Below are 14,311 nucleotides of genomic sequence, written 5' to 3'. Positions count from 1 at the left end.
TGCATTGCAATGGTGTGGTGTGGCGGGGATGAGAAGAGCCCCGAACCGTGATCCGGGTTCGGGGCTCAGCAGGGGTGGTCCGCCAGTGCGGTGCCGGTCACCGGCGGGGTGCCGGGTACCGGGTGGCGTGCGCGACGAGGAGGTCGCTGTAGGAGACGCGGTCCTTGCGGCCGAGGCGCTCCAGGCGCAGCCCGTCTTCTCTGGCCCACCGGTACAGCTTGTTCGTCAGGTTCTTCAGGCTGCACTGCGTGAACTCCGGCTTACCGGTCTGCCGGAAGATGAGTGCGGCTTCTTCGAACGTGACGGGGTCGGGGATCGGGGCCGGGGCGGGCTCGGGGCTGAGGGTGGCGATGGCCATGCGTGCTCCCATGACGGCGGCCATCGTTCGCAGCTCCGGCGGCCGATACGGGATGTGGAGGGTGCGTTCTCCACATGTGGTGAAAGTGTGTTCAGTTGTGGGTGCTGAAGAGTACGACTCGGGTACCCGGGCTCAGGTTGCACACTCCCGGAGAGTTTTTTCGAAGGCCACGTGTTCGTATGCGAGCTGGGCCAGCGTCCACCGGTGGCTGGTGCCGCCGTTGGCGTTGGCGCAGTGCCGGTTCACGCACAGCGCCTTCCCCTTGGGGTCGGTGACGCCTTGGGGCCACATCAGGCCGAGGGTGTGGCAGGCGGGGCAGCGGTGCGGGCGCACGACGGAGGTGTCGCCGGCGCGGATGGCGTGCTCGAGGCGGTGCCGGTACTCGATGGTTTCCAGCCGCTGCCGGTGCATCTCGGCGGCGCCCTCGGTGTTCTCCCATGCCCATCCGTACACGCCGGCGACGTGGCCCTGAAGCGGGGCTGCATCCGGGTTGACGGTGCGGGTGTGGTCGACGACCTCGGCGACCGCGGCGTCGATGTGGTCGACGACCGCGGCGTTGTAGGGCAGGGGGGAGGCGGCGACGGGGGTGCGGGCCTGGAACGCGGTGTAGGAGCGTCCTTCGGGCCCGGTCACGGGATGCTCGCGGAAGAAGGTGTCGAGCTGGCTGAGGCGGCTTGCCGCGGTGTCCGTGTCCGTGGAGTCGTCCCGCTGCTGCATGAGGCATCCCCGATCCCCTGGCGGCCGCCGGGGCGCGGGTCGTCCGTACGCAGGTGCGGGGCGCGCGCCGGGGCAACCGGATGTGTCATTCCGGGTGTTCCGGACGCCCAATGATGGCACGCGAGTGGCCGGTGTTGAACGGTTCGTGAGAAACGATCAACACTGTGTGTAGGTTCCGGTACGGGTTCACTCGAATGAGTGACAACATTCCCCGGCATATGCGGACAGGTGTAGTCCTGTGGTCAGCCGGCGATGATGCCCGGCGCGTCCCGGGCGGCCTCCAGGAGGTCCGTCAGCTGCACCCGCTGCTGCTCGGTGATGAGCTGCTGGGCGACCGCGCCGCGCAGGATGTGCTCGAAGAACTCCGCGGATCGCAGGAACACCGCGGCCGTTTCCTCGTTCGTGAGCGAGCGCTGCACCTGGTTGAACCAGGCCTCCACGAAATCGGCCACGCCTTCGCGGTCGGTTCGGTTCGGGTCTGACGGGGGCGGCGTGCTCATCGCAGTCCACCGTCCCCTCGCCTCGGCTGCCGCGCCCCCACGGCGGCGCTTGGTGATATCGATTACGGCCCCACACGCAACACTGTTCACATCATGGTGCTGGGGGATGGCCGGGTCTGTCGCGGACATGTGCATGTCTCCGCTCCGGCAGTTCGGGAAGGTCCTCGTGCAACCCGCCACGGTCGGCGTAGTGACGGGCCCCCTGGGCGCGGCTGCCAGTCCACGCCAAGGGTCCAACTGTGACAGCTAAAGGTGTGACTGGGTATCGACGGTGGGTGTTTTAACGCCCCCGTGACCGGAATGCCTACAGAGGTGGCGCATTCAGTTACCCCTGGTACTGGCGGTATGAGATTGCGCGTGAAATTGCACGACTTGGCGGGTGTGGACCAGTGCCGCCGACAGCAGACGGGCCGCTCGGGTGCGGTCCCTCCCAGCCCTCACAGGTCTTTCGGTGGGCAGTCCCGTCAGATGACGCGAGTCTACCCGCGCTTCTCTGTACGGGGTAGGAAGGATCCCAATCCGGCCCGTGGTCTTTCCGGGGGCGGGATGGTGTGGGGCCGGCCGCCTGGACCGGGGCCGGGCCTCTGGTGGGCTGCGCCGGGTTCACCACAAACCCGGAGCCACACAGGAGCCGGAGGCCTCGGTCTGGCGGCCGGCCACCCATCACGTGGGGGGCAGGCGGTTTCTATCTGATGCTGCATATGCGCTTGTGGCGAGGGGTTTCACAGCAGTCTCACACGATCAGGCGACGCCGAACCGGCACAACCCTGCGCGTATTAGACGTTTAGTCAACTCTTTCTGACCGGCCACGAACAATGGCCCCGCCCGGCGCCGGTGAAAGCGATCGGGCGGGGCCATTGTTCGTGGGCGTCACTGGTGGGCTGCATCGTCTGCATCGGAGGCCAGGTGCTCTCGCAGAATCCGGTGCAAGGATTCCGGGTCGTGCGCCTTGGCGGCCTCCAGCATTCGGGACAGGATCCCCAGCGATGCGTCCGTGCCCGCCTTGTCCCAGCACTTGGTGGCCATCAGCTGGGTCGTGTCCGCGAAGTGAGCGCCGGTCATCTTCGTCTCCAGGTGCATGGAGACGAAGCTGGGGTCGTCGTACTGCATGACGCGCGGCGCACCAGCCGGCTCCTTCTTCGCCACCTCGGCGGGCTGCTCGGGCGACGGGGTCCGTTCCGCCTGGGTGGTGCGTGGCTCGGGGATGCCTTCCCCGGCGGCGGTTTGGGCTCGCGGGGTGGCCGCCACGCCCCGGATCGGCTCGGGGGGCTGATCCGCCTCCTGCGCCTTCGGCTCCGCGATTATCACGCCGTGATAATTCGCCGGCCCTGATGACCGCTCTTCAACCGGCGGGTCAGGTTCGGGCTTGCGGCGTGCCACTTCGGCCCGCTCGTCGGCCTTGGCCAGCTGCTCGCCGGGGGACAGCTTGCCGAGGTTGCGGACGTGCTCCACCTTCCGTGCCCCGGTCGCCAGGTCCTTCTGCAGCTCCGGGGTGAGCTTCAGCAGGGACAGCTTGCTGGACAGGGTGCCCTGCGCGATCCCGAGCCTCTTGGACGCCTTCGTCTGGGAGCCGTAGTAGTCGACCAGCTGCTTGAGGGCGTGGGCTTCCTCGAGGTCGGTCATGTCGTCGCGGTGGTAGTTCGCGATGAACGCGGCCTCGAGGAGCGTCTCGTCGGTGGCCAGGCGGGCGTTGTCGACGCGGACGGGGATCATGGCGAGTCCGACGCGGCGGGATGCCTCGAGGCGGCGGTGGCCGTCGATGACGACGTACTGGGTGCCGTCGTCGAGGTCGCCGGCGCGGTCGGGCCGGCTGTGGAGGTAGGCGTCCACGGTGCCCACGACGATGGGCAGGATGACGCCGTGTTCGCGGACGGACTCCACGGTCTCGTCGAGGTTACGCAGGTGGTTGCGGGGGTTGTCGGGGTTCTCGCTGATCTGCGTGACCGGCAGTTCGGTGAGCGCCTCGGTGGAGTCCTGGCCCCCTATCTTGCTGATGGCGTTACGGCGGGCGCTGCGGACCGCGCTGAAGGAGGGGGCGGGGCCCAGGGTGTCGGCCTTGCTCACCTGCTTGCTCCCTTCGCGACCTGCCGCATGGCCTCCGCCTGGTCGCTGTGCGGGGCGTAGGACAGCAGCGGCATCTTCTTGCGTACCGCCTCGCGCTGCTCCTTCAGGTCGCCGATGACGGCCAGGACGCGGGGGTCGCCGACGGACTTCCAGCTGTCGAGGGTGGAGGTGGCGACGTATCCGCGGCGGGAGTCGTACTGGTTGACGACGAGCCCGAGGTGGTCGATGTCCAGGGACAGGTCGTCGCACAGGTCGGCGATCTGCTGATCCAGCATGCTGTACGCGGTCAGGGAGGAGTCCTCAGCGAGGACGGGGACGATGACGCCGGAGCGGCCCTTGGGTTCGTCACGGCGCCGGCGCCCGTAGTAGAGGGCGGCGTCCATGGCGATACCGAGGCTGGGCGGGCAGTCGATGATGATGACGTCGTAGTCGGCCTCCAGGGGGCGCAGCGCCATCTCGAGGGCCGCTTCCTTCTGGAAGCCGCGCTTCTGCGTCGCCACCACGGCGATCTTCGCGTCGAGGAGGAACCCGTCGAAGCAGGCGGGCAGGACGTGCAGGCGCTTCTCGAACCGCAGATCGTCTATCACCACGACCAGGTCGCGCAGGTCTCCCTGGCCGTCCCCGCACATGTGGGAGACCAGGCTGTCGTGGTCGGGTTCGATCTGGTCGACGCCGAGCTGCTCGCTGAGGTGGCCCTGCGGGTCGAAGTCGACGATGAGGACCCGCTTGCCCGCTTCGGCGTAGGCCTGGCCGATGCCGGCGGAGATGGCGGTCTTGCCGACGCCGCCCTTCTGGTTGCCGACGACCTTGCGTTCGGGGTCGGCGGTGCGGTCGGCGTGCTGGGGTGAGGGGTTGGTGTCGAGCCAGTCCTGTACGGATCGGGCGAGGCCTTGGGTGTAGGAGACTCCGCGTTCGGTGCAGGTGGTCTTGAAGTCTTCGTACAGGCCCGGGGGGAGCCAGGTGGAGAACGACTTGGCGCCGGCGGTGTCGACTTCGAAGCCGGGTCGTTCGCTGGTCCGCCAGGCGGTGATGGCCGCTTCGACGGCTTCCTGGATGTCCAGGGTGAGTTCGGCGGCGCGAACCTTGAGTTGCTGCTGGAGTCCCGAGGGCAGCTTGGACGCCACCTTTTCCCGGTCTCCGTCGGGATATGGAGAGGCCATGACGTCACCTTACTGACCTCTGTGGTGGGAGTGGCACCCGGTTCGCCGGTTCTGACACAGGTTCACCCTGTCGGTCGGGCCCCGATTATCACGCCGTGATAATTGTCGATCATGGTCCGGGGCAGCTCGTGATTATCACGGCGTGATAATTCAGTCCCCGTCGTCCTCGAGGTCGTCGTCCGCGTACGGCTGCCCGTCGGTGTAGACGGGCTCGCGGAACAGGTCGGCCGGGTCGTAGGCGACCTGCGGGAGCGGCCGGGACGGCGCGGGCATGGCGACGGTCACGGGCGGGCCTCCATCAGGTTGTCGAGCATCTGCCGTTCCACCGCGGTCAGGTAGGCGTCGCGGGCGTCCTGGCCCTCGAGGTGGGTGTGGGAGAACTGCCAGTCGACGGTGGTGGCCCAGCAGTCCTGGCCCATGACGTGGAAGTCGCCGTGGAGGAGGCACATGGTGGGCTGGGTGGCGGTGGCGGCTTGAGGCATGGACGCTCCGATCGTGCTGGGTGATCGCCTACACCATGCGGCAGTTCTGGCGCGGTGTTCCCCCGGCTCAGGCGCGCACCTCGTGCACGGGGATCCCTGCCTTGCGGGCGCGGCGAGCGCAGTCGGTCGCGCCGTGGGAGTCGTGCGGTGGCTTGCCCTCGCACTTCGGCGCCGTGCAGCGCATGGTGGCGGCCACGAACAGGACGGGCCGTTCGTCGACCATCTGCTGATTGCGGCGGTGGCCGGCCTGCGGGCAGTACTCCTGCCCGCCCCGCCTTTGGGGTCGGTGTCCGGGCCGGCATCCGGTGCCGCAGGGGGCTTCCCAGTCGGCGGCCCGCTCACGGACCAGGATCCCGTTGCGGTTGGCCCAGTCCCCGCCCATGGTGTCGGCGCCTTCTGCGCAGCCGTGCATTAGCTCGATGCCGTCGTAGCCGACCTGGAGGGCGTCGTGCCACACGTACAGCAGGGTGTCCTCGAGCAGTTGGACGTCGGCCCACCGGCGGGGTCCGGTGAGCCCGATGAGGGCGAGGCTGGGGCTGTTCATGCGGCCCCGGATATGCGGCGCTGTGCTCCCTGTGCCTGCTCGCGCCGCTTGAAGGCGAGTGCCGCACGCTCGGAGGCTTCCATGCTCCCTGGTGCGGGTTCGGCGGACGCCTCAGCTTCAGCCCGCATCGCTTCCCGGTCCTCGGAGTCGGGCAGGCGATTGGCGCGGAGTGCGGCGATCTGCCGTTGCCTGGCTTCCTCTTCGTAGGGGTTCGCGGAGTCGGGTCGAAGCTTGTGCTCGATAAGCAGGGTGCGGGCCTGCCGGTAGCCCTCTGGTGTGGGGGCGGGGGCGGCTGTTGGGTGGGGAGTGACGGCGGCTGGCTGTTCGGGTGCCTGCTGGACGGGCTCAGGGCGGCCGCCGACTGCGAGGATTTTCAGGGCGCGGACGGAGCTGCCGGAGGGGGACTGCTGAACCTTGGTCAGTACCTGGGCTTGGTACAGCCGCAGCTGGGTGGCGTACGCGGGTGAGGCGGGCCGCAGGTGCAGGATGCCGGTGTCGTGCTCGTATCGGACCGCTGCCACCTTGTCGGCGAGCTCGGGCGCGATGGTGGGCCACTGGTCGATGATGCTGCCGCCCTGCTCGGGTGGTTCCCAGCCGCGTTCGGTCATCATCTTGCCGATGGCGGTTCCGAGGCCCATGGGGTCGCCTGCCCGGCGGATCGAGGAGCTGGCGCTGCGGCGGGTCTTCCGCTTGGGTTCGGCGGGCCGGTTCTTGGCGGCGGCGCGGGCGGCTGCGAGGGCGGCGCGGGCCATGTCGATTCCGGCGGGCTGGGTGTCGGTCATGCGTCGACTCCGTCCGTGAAGTAGGGCTGACCGCTCTCCCACAGACCATCCGTGCGGACTCGGAGGCGCCCGAAGATCACGTCATGGGTGAGGATCTCGTAGAGCTCCCCAGGCTCCAGGGGCGGTTCGCCCTTCGAGGCGTAGTCGCCCTCGAGCCAGTCGGCGATGTACTGGAGGGGCACCTGCCGGGTCTGCCCGTCGGGGGCGGTCATGGGGAAGGCCTGAGCCGTAAATACCGATTCGAGGGCGGCCTGAGCCTGGGCCGGACTGGTGACAATGCGGGGCACCGGGGGCAGACTCCGGCTGTTGCGGGCCTTGTTCTGGCGGGCGATCTTTTGGCTGCGGGTGCTTCGGTTCTTCGGCATGCGGGCTCTCCTCAGAAGGCGGGGGCGTAGGTGTTGCGGCGGGCGTTGATGGCCTCGAGGGCGAGGGTCTGGTCGACGAGGCGGTTGGTGTAGAGGCGGCGGGTGTCGCGTTCGCCGAGCGTCTCCAGCGCGGACAGGATCACGTCGGGGTCCTGCATGGCGTCGACGCGGGCGGCGATGATCTCGTCGCGGGTCAGGTCCTCCAGCGCAAACGCTGCGGTGGCGACGGGGATGTCCACGGCGGTCATCTCGCCGGCGAGTCGGTCACGGATCGCGGCGAACGCCTGGTCCACAGCCCGGCGGGCGGCCGCGCTCTGCGGGCCCTGGAAGGTGTCGGGGTGGGTGTCGGTGTGGCGGTCCTGTTCGGCGCGGCAGGAGTCCTGCCAGTCCTCCACCAGCACCCGGCGGCGGGCCTTCGTGTCGTAGAGCAGGTGGCAGGAGGCGAGCCGGGAGGCCAGCAGCCCGGACGGGCGTACAGCACCGCGGGCGGGGACGGGGAGCCGTTCGGCGGCGGCCTGGACCTCGAGGGCCGTCCAGCCGGCGTCGGCTACGTGCCGGATGATCCAGGCGATGCGGGCCCGGTTGGCGTGGTGCATCCACGGCACTGAGGCGATCAACTGCGCAGCGAGCTGGTAGCGGCGGCCGACCTTGTTCAGCTTCCGCGGCCCGCGCTTCGATCCCTTCCCGGTGGTGGACTCCCCCTCCCCGCTTGCGAGCTTTGCCTCAGAGGGAAGGTGAGTGAGAGCGGTAGAAGGAGACGTTGAGGTACCACCCTGCATTGGGGTGCAAAGCCGTTCGGCCGAAGAAGACTTGCGGCGGGGCCGGCGGCGTGCCTTCCGGGCGGCCTTCTTCGCGAGCTTCCCCAGCAGGGTCCGGGACTCGGGGGCGGCGCCGACGGGGCGGCGCGTTGCACCCTCGCCGACCGTGCGGATCCCGAGGGCCTCGTCGAAGGCGATGGGGATGATGCGCTCGAAGACGGACGCCCGGCCGCCGACACCGGAGATGCGGGTGCCCTTGCTGCGGTACACGAGCAGGCCGGCCTCCCGGAGCATGCCGAGGTGGTACTGCACGGTGCGTTCGGCGACCTTCAACTTGCGGGCGAGGTAGTCGATGCCGGGCCTGCACTCCTTGAGTGCGGCGATCTCCTGCGCGATGGCGATGGTGGTGGGACCCCACTTGGGGCCGTGGGCGCGCAGCGGGGTGTAGAGGCCGGAGCCGGCGATCCAGTGGACTGCGGTCATCCAGGAGTGGGCGCAGGTGGCGATGCGGCCGGTCGTGGCGTGCAGCCATTGGCTAGCTGCGGTCACCAGGAGGCTGCCGCCACGACCGGCCTGGCCTGCACTGTAGTCGCACGGGTGTTCGGTTTCAGGGGTGGGGGTGTGCGTGTCGTGGTCGCCCGTGCGGGGGGAGATAAGCCGCGAATCGCTCGTACGGGGAGCGGGAAGCTGACAAGTTGGCGGTGCGTACTGCACTATGGATCCCGTCTTCTTGTGGAGGCACAAAGGGCCCCCGATTCGGGTGGTCTGGGTTCGTGAGGAACCTGAAGGTCGCTCCGGGAAACCGGAGCCTTAGCTCTGAGCGCCAACTCGGAGCCGTGGAAGTAGGCCGCGCACGGTGCGCCAACACCAGCGGCCAGGCGGTAGAGGAGAAGCCCCCGCCAAGGGGCCCAGGACCTCCCGCCGGAGAATCGCTAAGTCACCTGATCTCCCTCAATGGGTGGGGTCTGCCCTGCCGTCCAGCCGTAGCCTTCGGCAAGGTGTTCAACGACGGGGCACACCTCGTGGTTGTAGAACCGGGCGTGCTCGTCCAAGTCCCCGTCGTAGTCGTAAGCGGGGCACGTATGTCCCCGGCTGCCGTGCAGCTCCAGCAACTTCCGGTCACGGGCGCAGCGGCGCAGGACCGACTCGGGGTCGTGCAGCACGGTGAGCGCAGCGATCTCGTCGCTCAGGCACTGGTACGCCACGTACGGGTCGTCCTGAGACAGGTACACCATGTCGGCGTCCCAGCCGTAGTGCATCTCAGGGTCCTTGTGCTGCTCGGGAAGCCCCTGAACCCAGTTACCCCCGTACGGCACTGCGGCGGCCGTTGCAGCGGCCTCGCGCAGAGAGATGGCGTTCTCCGTCCAGGCGAGGACGTCCTCGCCTGCGGCGGTCATGCGACGGGGGGTGTAGTGGGGACAGTGGCCGAAACGCTCCACGCCGGTGTGATCTTCACGGCGGAGGTTCGGGTCCTACTGTCTGATCCGGGGAAGCCCCGGGTACTCTGAGCCATGTCGGCACCTTCATATCGTCGCAAGCGGTGTGGTGTCGGCCCGGCCCCGTACCGGTTGTTGACGCAACCGGAGAACTGCGGGGCCGTTCCTATTGTCTTGTGGCCATCGACTCCATCTGAGTAGTCGTCTGGCGCTGTGCTCAGCCTACCCGTTGACGCCGCCACTGTCCCAGGTCCTTCCCCTTGTGTCGTTTAGTACTACCGGTCACACGGGAGTTGGACGATCCCGCCCGGACCCACGCCCGCCAAACCCGGCAGGCGTTCATCGAACGCAGCGATCAAGCAGCCCTCCCCACCCACAAGAAAGCGCTCCATCCGATCGGCCATCCTCCGCCACACCTCCGCCTGGCTACGCAGGACATGCGGCGCCCGCTCGGAAGCATCCCGGCATCGATCAACCTCCTCCTGCACCTTCGCCCGCGCCCACGCGAGCGCCTCCGGGTCCCTGTCGAACCGACTGTGATCAGGCATGGTCATCCCTTCGAGGGAACCGAGCCACGGACTCGGCGTGGCGGTGGGAAAGCTGGTGGACGGTGGACGCGGCCAGGGATCCGGCACTGTGGAAGGTTTTCGGCCTGGCCCGGTCGCCGCTCCGAGGGCGCGTCCTCCGGGCGGCGACCATCACCGCGACCGGCCCACCTCACCGTCACCGGGATGCGTCAACTCCGGCGCCACCAACGCCCGCGACCGCGCCACCGCACGACCCATCGCCCGATACCCGGCCTCCACCAGAGCCGCCGACATCCGGTCCATCTCATCCCGGTACAAGGCAGGCGACGCCGACCTACGGCCCGCATGCAGCCCCACCGCCAACGCCCGGTTCCAGATCCGCTGCACCACCTCCGGATCCACATCGGGCTCCAGATCCTGCGGCAGCTTGTCCGGCGAACCCACCGTCGCCAACTGCCCGTTCGCGATCAGGCCCGCCAAGTGCATCCCCGCCGACGCCGCCCGGCCCGCCAGCACCGCGTCCGTACGCAGCACCTGGCCCCCGGCCTCCGTGGCCGCCTCCACCGCCTCCGCGCTCACGCCGCCGCCCCCAACACCCCGGCCGCCGGGCGCAGCGTGTGCACCGTCGCGTCCGAAACGTCATCGAACGACAACTGCACCGCAGGCTCCGGATCCGGCACCACCAGTGACGCCTCCAGCAAACCCGCCCGCACTGCCGCCGCCAGCAGCCCGCACCGCGACACCGACTTCTCCAGATTCAACTGCGTCACCAGCCGAGCCCTCTGCCAGTTCGCCGTCCGCACATCCACCCCCGCAGCCCGCGCAACCCGCTCCGGATCCGCGTGCGCCGCCATCGCCCGCAGCACTGCCAGCTTCTGCTCCGTCTGCATCTGGCTCACCGGCGCCGGCTGCACCACCTCGTGCCGCGTCGCGATGAACGCACGATGCCGCTCCAACGCCGTACGGCCCCCGCGAATCCCCATCGGCTCCGCCAGCTTCCCCTCCGCCGTCACCGTGTTCGCATGCGCGCAACACAACTCCAGCACCGGGCACCCGGCACACACCGCCTTCGCCGCCGCCTCCCTGGCACGACGCTCCTTCTGATCCTCCCCCCCATCCAGGTCCAGGCCGTCCCACGCATCCAACGTCAGCGACGGATCCCCGATCACAGTCATCGGCTCATCCGGGTCAGGCGCACAACCCCGGTACTTGTAGAACCGGTGCTCAGTCAGCTCACGGTGCGCAGCGCGCGGGTCGTTGATACCGGTCATGCTGCCGGACCCCCTTCCGGGTTGTGCGGGTTCATCGAGTAGGAGACGAGCGCTTCGTCCAGAGCCCGGTCGGCCTCTGCGACCACAGCCCGCTCAGCCATAGCGAGGTCCATCCGGGCCCGAAACGCCTCCAACTGGATACGCAGGGCCTCGTTGTCGCGGTGCTCACAGCCGGCCATCAGCCGCTGCGCAGTCACCTCCAGGCGCTGCCGCCGATCCCGGCGCAGCACCACCAAAACGGCAACCGCCGCGGTGGCAAACACCGCGGCGGCCGTGACGGTTCGAACCGCCATAGCGGCGATCACCTCCAACAGCAGGGGAAGGAAAGGGACAGATCAGGGGTGGTGCAGCACGTTGATCCGCGCCGCGTTCTCCACCGCCAGCAAGCCGGCAGCCTCCGAGGCCTCCGCCACCGTGTTCGGCTGCCAGGTCCTCCACTCGGCCTGCGTACGCAGCTGGCCCTGCTCTCGCCTCTCGGCCGCATCCAGCGCGAGCTCATCAGACGGGCGCTCCACCGCAGCCGGCCGCCGCGTGTACGACGTCGCGTACTTGCGCTCCCGGCGGATCAGCCACCACGTACCGGCAGCGACCACGACCAGCACGACGACGATCTCCAGCGCAGAAACCAGCGCCTCCGAACCAGCAGCAGACATGACGAACCTCGATTCGGCCCTCCGGCCGTAGTGGATGAAGTGATGCAACGCCCCAGGGAGGGGACTTGGCAGGCCCGCAGACAGCGGGCCCGATGGTTCAGGCGGCCCGGGTCAGGGCCTCTTGCAGAAACGGCACGCCGGTCGTGGCGGACACCACGTGCGCGGCCAACAGGCAAGGAACGGCGTTCCCCAGTTGCTCGAACCGCTTCGTCTTCGTCCCCTGCCACGGATAGTCCGCCGGGAACGACTGGAGGACCGAGCCCTCCCATTCCTCCAACGGACGCTTCTGCTCTCCGTCGGTCCAGTTCACAGCGTTCCCGCGATGCCCGAAGAACAACGTGCTGGACGGCTGATCCATCGTCCGCACCGCCGCGTTGGCCTGCGTGTTACTGATCAACGCCCACTGCCCACCGGACTTACTGGTCAGTGCGGGTGCGGGTGCGGAGTGCGGGTCGATCGTCTGCCTGCTTCCGTCGGGTTGCTGGTTCCGATTGGTGTGCAGCGTCCACGACCTGGCCTTGCCCGTCAGCGCGTTCGACGGGCCGTCCACCGAGAACTCATTTCCACCCGGCGACTTCCGCTCCCCACGAGTGTTCACGGTCTCCCGACCGTCCAGTCCCAAGGCGTCAGCCATGGACACCCACTCCTCGCCCCACAGCATCGCCCCACCCTTGGGGTCGTAGTGCGTGGCCTCCGGAGGCATCACCTTCCGCACCCGAGACGCCATCAGGATCGCCCGCCGGCGCGTCTGCGGAACACCGAAGTCGGCGGCGTTCAGCACCCCCGTCCACACCGACCAACCCAGCCCGCGAAGCTCGGACGCGTACACCTCCCACAACGGCAGCACACCCGGCACCTGCTCGAACGCCGCCCACTCGAACGGCACCTCCGGATCCACGGCGCCCATCAGCGCGTGCAGATAGCGGGCCGGCTCCAGCATCAGCACCGTGACGAACGCGTCATCACGCGCCGCCGCCTCCACCCGAGCCCGCGACCACCGCCGCTCCTCGGCCCGCTCCGCGTTGGCCCGCTCCTGCTCCGCCAACGCGACCGGATAGATCTCCTCCCGAAGCACCACGCGCCGGTCCTCGCCGCGCAGCATCGCCCGTATCCCGTCCGCCAGCAGGTCCATCACCAGATGACCGAAGCCCTTACCGGCGGCCGAGAACTTCGTGCACGGCGGCGAGAACAGCAGCCCCCACACCCGGCCCACCAGCGGACCCAGGACGAAGCAGGAGACATCCACCCGGACCGTGGCGTGCCCGGAAGCCGCACGCGTCTCACACGCGCTCTGGTCCCATTCCAAGCCGACGTCATGCAGACCGAGCCAGCGTCGGATCCCCTCCGACCATCCACCCGGTCCCGCACAGCCGTCCAGGACGATGCCCTTCTGCCGGGCGGACCACCCGGTGAACGCGGCCATCAGGCAGTACCCCCCTGCTTCTCCAGCCTCTGAGCGATACGCACGAGTTCCATCTCCAGTGCGTCCTGGTCCGCCTGGTCGGAGTAGTAGGTGTCCAGGTCCCACATGTTCAGGGCGTCCCGGACACCCGCGGCAGCCAGCCGGTGAGCATGGGCGCGGATCTCCTTTTCCCGCTCGGTCGCGGCCATCAGGCGGCGCTCCGCTCTCCGTCGCCCTGGGTGGCCTTCTCCTTCAACGCCTTCAGGCGGATCTCCAGGACTTCCTGTACCGGCAGCTGGCCACCGTCGAACGGGACCTCATCGTTGATGGCCTTCTGGCGGGCCTCTTCCAATGCCATCCGGGTGGCCGGGATGCTCTTCCACCCGTTGCGGACCCGGCGCATGAAGCCCTCGAACTCGGACTCGCCACCCGACGCCAACTCGGCTCCCCGGCGCTCCAGGTAGGCGCTCAGAACATCCGGCTGACCGGAGTCAGGCGCGAGCACACCCGCGTTCAGAAGGCCCTGGCCCTCAACCAACGATCCAACGTTCTGCACGGCTTCCCGGGACGTGGCCAAAGCCGCCTGATTCGCGAAGTCCTGCCCGTCCGGGTGCGGCTGGAACGACTCCGGGTCCACGGCAACCGAACCAGCCGGTTCCTCCGTCGAGCCCTGTTCCGGCTGCACCGGCGGGTCTTCCGGCTCCGGCAGCGGCTCGGCTACCTTCTCCCACTCCACAGGCGGGTGCGCAGCACTGAAGCCCACCACCGGCGCCGGGGACCCGTTGTTGTACAGCGACAGACCGAACTGGTCACCCAGATTCTTCGCGGCCCGCTTCAACGCCTGCGACGCCGCAGTCTTCATCGCCATGTCGTGGGCGTCACCGATCTTCGGCTGGTTGTACGAGTCGCCCACAGCCTCGCCGTCCCAGTGCCCGATCTCCCGGCCGGCCACATCCTTCACGATCAGACGAACCTGCGCCCGGTACACGACCGTCCACCGGGAACGGGCATTCTGGCCCTGCCCCGGGATCTCGATCTCGCGAACCATGGCCAGTTCACGGTTCTCCGTGTCGTACCCGCCGAACCCGAACACCCGCAGCAGATACCGCGTGATGTCCCAGGCCTCCATGTGGGCGTGGCCCTTGTCGTCCTTACCGACCCGCTTCGGGTCCACACCCCGGTGCAGCAGGCGAAGCTGCGGGGCGGTCAGTCGGCCGGCCTGATTTTGGGTGTGCGAGGTGGGGCCCTCCGCCATCGTTCCGGCGGGGGCCTCGGTGGCTTGCGCCATGAGG

The 14,311-nt window shown here is 68.7% G+C and carries 19 protein-coding genes; all 19 read right to left on the bottom strand.

What is annotated here, in order from left to right:
* Positions 1 to 97 precede the first annotated feature (97 nt).
* The 19 genes from ACZ7M7_RS41905 to ACZ7M7_RS41815 all read right to left on the bottom strand — a co-directional run bounded on the left by ACZ7M7_RS41905 (position 98) and on the right by ACZ7M7_RS41815 (position 14,274).
* Entirely contained in the window at positions 98 to 358 is a 261-nt protein-coding gene (locus ACZ7M7_RS41905; protein ID WP_472126606.1) for a hypothetical protein, read from the bottom strand.
* 132 nt (positions 359 to 490) lie between these two features.
* Positions 491 to 1,075 carry a hypothetical protein gene (locus ACZ7M7_RS41900; RefSeq protein WP_472126603.1) on the bottom strand — a complete coding sequence of 195 codons (585 nt, stop codon included), beginning with the start codon at positions 1,073 to 1,075 and terminating at the stop codon, positions 491 to 493.
* Between the two features lie 242 nt (positions 1,076 to 1,317).
* The gene (locus tag ACZ7M7_RS41895; protein WP_472126600.1) at positions 1,318 to 1,575 is read right to left on the bottom strand and encodes a hypothetical protein; all 258 of its coding nucleotides are present in this window, start codon (positions 1,573 to 1,575) and stop codon (positions 1,318 to 1,320) included.
* A gap of 870 nt (positions 1,576 to 2,445) precedes the next feature.
* Positions 2,446 to 3,639 (bottom strand): ParB/RepB/Spo0J family partition protein, encoded by a 1,194-nt coding sequence (locus ACZ7M7_RS41890; RefSeq protein WP_472126597.1) that lies wholly within the window; start codon positions 3,637 to 3,639, stop codon positions 2,446 to 2,448.
* Entirely contained in the window at positions 3,636 to 4,799 is a 1,164-nt protein-coding gene (locus tag ACZ7M7_RS41885; protein WP_472126594.1) for a ParA family protein, read from the bottom strand. Before ACZ7M7_RS41885 ends, ACZ7M7_RS41890 begins: the two co-directional genes overlap by 4 nt.
* A 150-nt stretch (positions 4,800 to 4,949) precedes the next feature.
* Complete coding sequence (locus ACZ7M7_RS41880) at positions 4,950 to 5,084, bottom strand: hypothetical protein (protein ID WP_472126591.1); 135 nt, start codon at positions 5,082 to 5,084, stop codon at positions 4,950 to 4,952.
* On the bottom strand, positions 5,081 to 5,281 hold the full coding sequence (locus ACZ7M7_RS41875) for a hypothetical protein (RefSeq protein WP_472126589.1): 201 nt from the start codon (positions 5,279 to 5,281) through the stop codon (positions 5,081 to 5,083). Before ACZ7M7_RS41875 ends, ACZ7M7_RS41880 begins: the two co-directional genes overlap by 4 nt.
* 67 nt (positions 5,282 to 5,348) lie before the next feature.
* A complete protein-coding gene (locus ACZ7M7_RS41870; RefSeq protein WP_472126586.1) occupies positions 5,349 to 5,825 on the bottom strand; it encodes an SLOG family protein in 477 nt (158 codons plus the stop codon).
* A complete protein-coding gene (locus tag ACZ7M7_RS41865; protein WP_472126583.1) occupies positions 5,822 to 6,607 on the bottom strand; it encodes a DciA family protein in 786 nt (261 codons plus the stop codon). Before ACZ7M7_RS41865 ends, ACZ7M7_RS41870 begins: the two co-directional genes overlap by 4 nt.
* A complete protein-coding gene (locus tag ACZ7M7_RS41860; RefSeq protein WP_472126580.1) occupies positions 6,604 to 6,972 on the bottom strand; it encodes a hypothetical protein in 369 nt (122 codons plus the stop codon). The genes ACZ7M7_RS41865 and ACZ7M7_RS41860 overlap by 4 nt, the downstream gene beginning before the upstream one ends.
* Positions 6,973 to 6,983: 11 nt before the next feature.
* A complete protein-coding gene (locus ACZ7M7_RS41855; protein WP_472126578.1) occupies positions 6,984 to 8,279 on the bottom strand; it encodes a helix-turn-helix domain-containing protein in 1,296 nt (431 codons plus the stop codon).
* A 383-nt stretch (positions 8,280 to 8,662) separates the two neighbouring features.
* Positions 8,663 to 9,127: a DUF6221 family protein gene (locus ACZ7M7_RS41850; protein WP_472126575.1), complete on the bottom strand. Its 465-nt coding sequence runs from the start codon at positions 9,125 to 9,127 to the stop codon at positions 8,663 to 8,665.
* A 737-nt stretch (positions 9,128 to 9,864) separates the two neighbouring features.
* Complete coding sequence (locus ACZ7M7_RS41845; RefSeq protein ID WP_472126573.1) at positions 9,865 to 10,272, bottom strand: hypothetical protein; 408 nt, start codon at positions 10,270 to 10,272, stop codon at positions 9,865 to 9,867.
* Positions 10,269 to 10,964, bottom strand: a complete 696-nt coding sequence (locus ACZ7M7_RS41840; RefSeq protein ID WP_472126570.1) for a WhiB family transcriptional regulator — start codon at positions 10,962 to 10,964, stop codon at positions 10,269 to 10,271. Before ACZ7M7_RS41840 ends, ACZ7M7_RS41845 begins: the two co-directional genes overlap by 4 nt.
* A complete protein-coding gene (locus tag ACZ7M7_RS41835; RefSeq protein ID WP_472126568.1) occupies positions 10,961 to 11,257 on the bottom strand; it encodes a hypothetical protein in 297 nt (98 codons plus the stop codon). Before ACZ7M7_RS41835 ends, ACZ7M7_RS41840 begins: the two co-directional genes overlap by 4 nt.
* 42 nt (positions 11,258 to 11,299) lie before the next feature.
* Positions 11,300 to 11,617 carry a hypothetical protein gene (locus ACZ7M7_RS41830; protein ID WP_472126566.1) on the bottom strand — a complete coding sequence of 106 codons (318 nt, stop codon included), beginning with the start codon at positions 11,615 to 11,617 and terminating at the stop codon, positions 11,300 to 11,302.
* 97 nt (positions 11,618 to 11,714) lie between these two features.
* Positions 11,715 to 13,040 carry a DNA cytosine methyltransferase gene (locus ACZ7M7_RS41825; protein WP_472126563.1) on the bottom strand — a complete coding sequence of 442 codons (1,326 nt, stop codon included), beginning with the start codon at positions 13,038 to 13,040 and terminating at the stop codon, positions 11,715 to 11,717.
* Positions 13,040 to 13,228 (bottom strand): hypothetical protein, encoded by a 189-nt coding sequence (locus ACZ7M7_RS41820; protein WP_472126560.1) that lies wholly within the window; start codon positions 13,226 to 13,228, stop codon positions 13,040 to 13,042. The genes ACZ7M7_RS41825 and ACZ7M7_RS41820 overlap by 1 nt, the downstream gene beginning before the upstream one ends.
* Positions 13,228 to 14,274 carry a Rad52/Rad22 family DNA repair protein gene (locus ACZ7M7_RS41815; protein ID WP_472126835.1) on the bottom strand — a complete coding sequence of 349 codons (1,047 nt, stop codon included), beginning with the start codon at positions 14,272 to 14,274 and terminating at the stop codon, positions 13,228 to 13,230. The genes ACZ7M7_RS41820 and ACZ7M7_RS41815 overlap by 1 nt, the downstream gene beginning before the upstream one ends.
* Positions 14,275 to 14,311 lie beyond the last annotated feature (37 nt).

The organism is Streptomyces sp. NPDC111606, from assembly GCF_055656945.1.
The sequence above is the reverse complement of the archived record's forward strand: the minus strand, read 5'-3'. Positions and strand labels throughout refer to the sequence as shown.

What these genes read in the sequence shown, in the direction of transcription:
- ACZ7M7_RS41865 (WP_472126583.1), bottom strand. Translation starts at nt 6,607, where the DNA reads ATGACCGACACCCAGCCCGCCGGAATCGACATGGCCCGCGCCGCCCTC.
- ACZ7M7_RS41820 (WP_472126560.1), bottom strand. Translation starts at nt 13,228, where the DNA reads ATGGCCGCGACCGAGCGGGAAAAGGAGATCCGCGCCCATGCTCACCGG.
- ACZ7M7_RS41885 (WP_472126594.1), bottom strand. Translation starts at nt 4,799, where the DNA reads ATGGCCTCTCCATATCCCGACGGAGACCGGGAAAAGGTGGCGTCCAAG.
- ACZ7M7_RS41850 (WP_472126575.1), bottom strand. Translation starts at nt 9,127, where the DNA reads ATGACCGCCGCAGGCGAGGACGTCCTCGCCTGGACGGAGAACGCCATC.
- ACZ7M7_RS41905 (WP_472126606.1), bottom strand. Translation starts at nt 358, where the DNA reads ATGGCCATCGCCACCCTCAGCCCCGAGCCCGCCCCGGCCCCGATCCCC.
- ACZ7M7_RS41815 (WP_472126835.1), bottom strand. Translation starts at nt 14,274, where the DNA reads ATGGCGGAGGGCCCCACCTCGCACACCCAAAATCAGGCCGGCCGACTG.
- ACZ7M7_RS41875 (WP_472126589.1), bottom strand. Translation starts at nt 5,281, where the DNA reads ATGCCTCAAGCCGCCACCGCCACCCAGCCCACCATGTGCCTCCTCCAC.
- ACZ7M7_RS41840 (WP_472126570.1), bottom strand. Translation starts at nt 10,964, where the DNA reads ATGACCGGTATCAACGACCCGCGCGCTGCGCACCGTGAGCTGACTGAG.
- ACZ7M7_RS41825 (WP_472126563.1), bottom strand. Translation starts at nt 13,040, where the DNA reads ATGGCCGCGTTCACCGGGTGGTCCGCCCGGCAGAAGGGCATCGTCCTG.
- ACZ7M7_RS41830 (WP_472126566.1), bottom strand. Translation starts at nt 11,617, where the DNA reads ATGTCTGCTGCTGGTTCGGAGGCGCTGGTTTCTGCGCTGGAGATCGTC.
- ACZ7M7_RS41870 (WP_472126586.1), bottom strand. Translation starts at nt 5,825, where the DNA reads ATGAACAGCCCCAGCCTCGCCCTCATCGGGCTCACCGGACCCCGCCGG.
- ACZ7M7_RS41860 (WP_472126580.1), bottom strand. Translation starts at nt 6,972, where the DNA reads ATGCCGAAGAACCGAAGCACCCGCAGCCAAAAGATCGCCCGCCAGAAC.
- ACZ7M7_RS41895 (WP_472126600.1), bottom strand. Translation starts at nt 1,575, where the DNA reads ATGAGCACGCCGCCCCCGTCAGACCCGAACCGAACCGACCGCGAAGGC.
- ACZ7M7_RS41835 (WP_472126568.1), bottom strand. Translation starts at nt 11,257, where the DNA reads ATGGCGGTTCGAACCGTCACGGCCGCCGCGGTGTTTGCCACCGCGGCG.
- ACZ7M7_RS41900 (WP_472126603.1), bottom strand. Translation starts at nt 1,075, where the DNA reads ATGCAGCAGCGGGACGACTCCACGGACACGGACACCGCGGCAAGCCGC.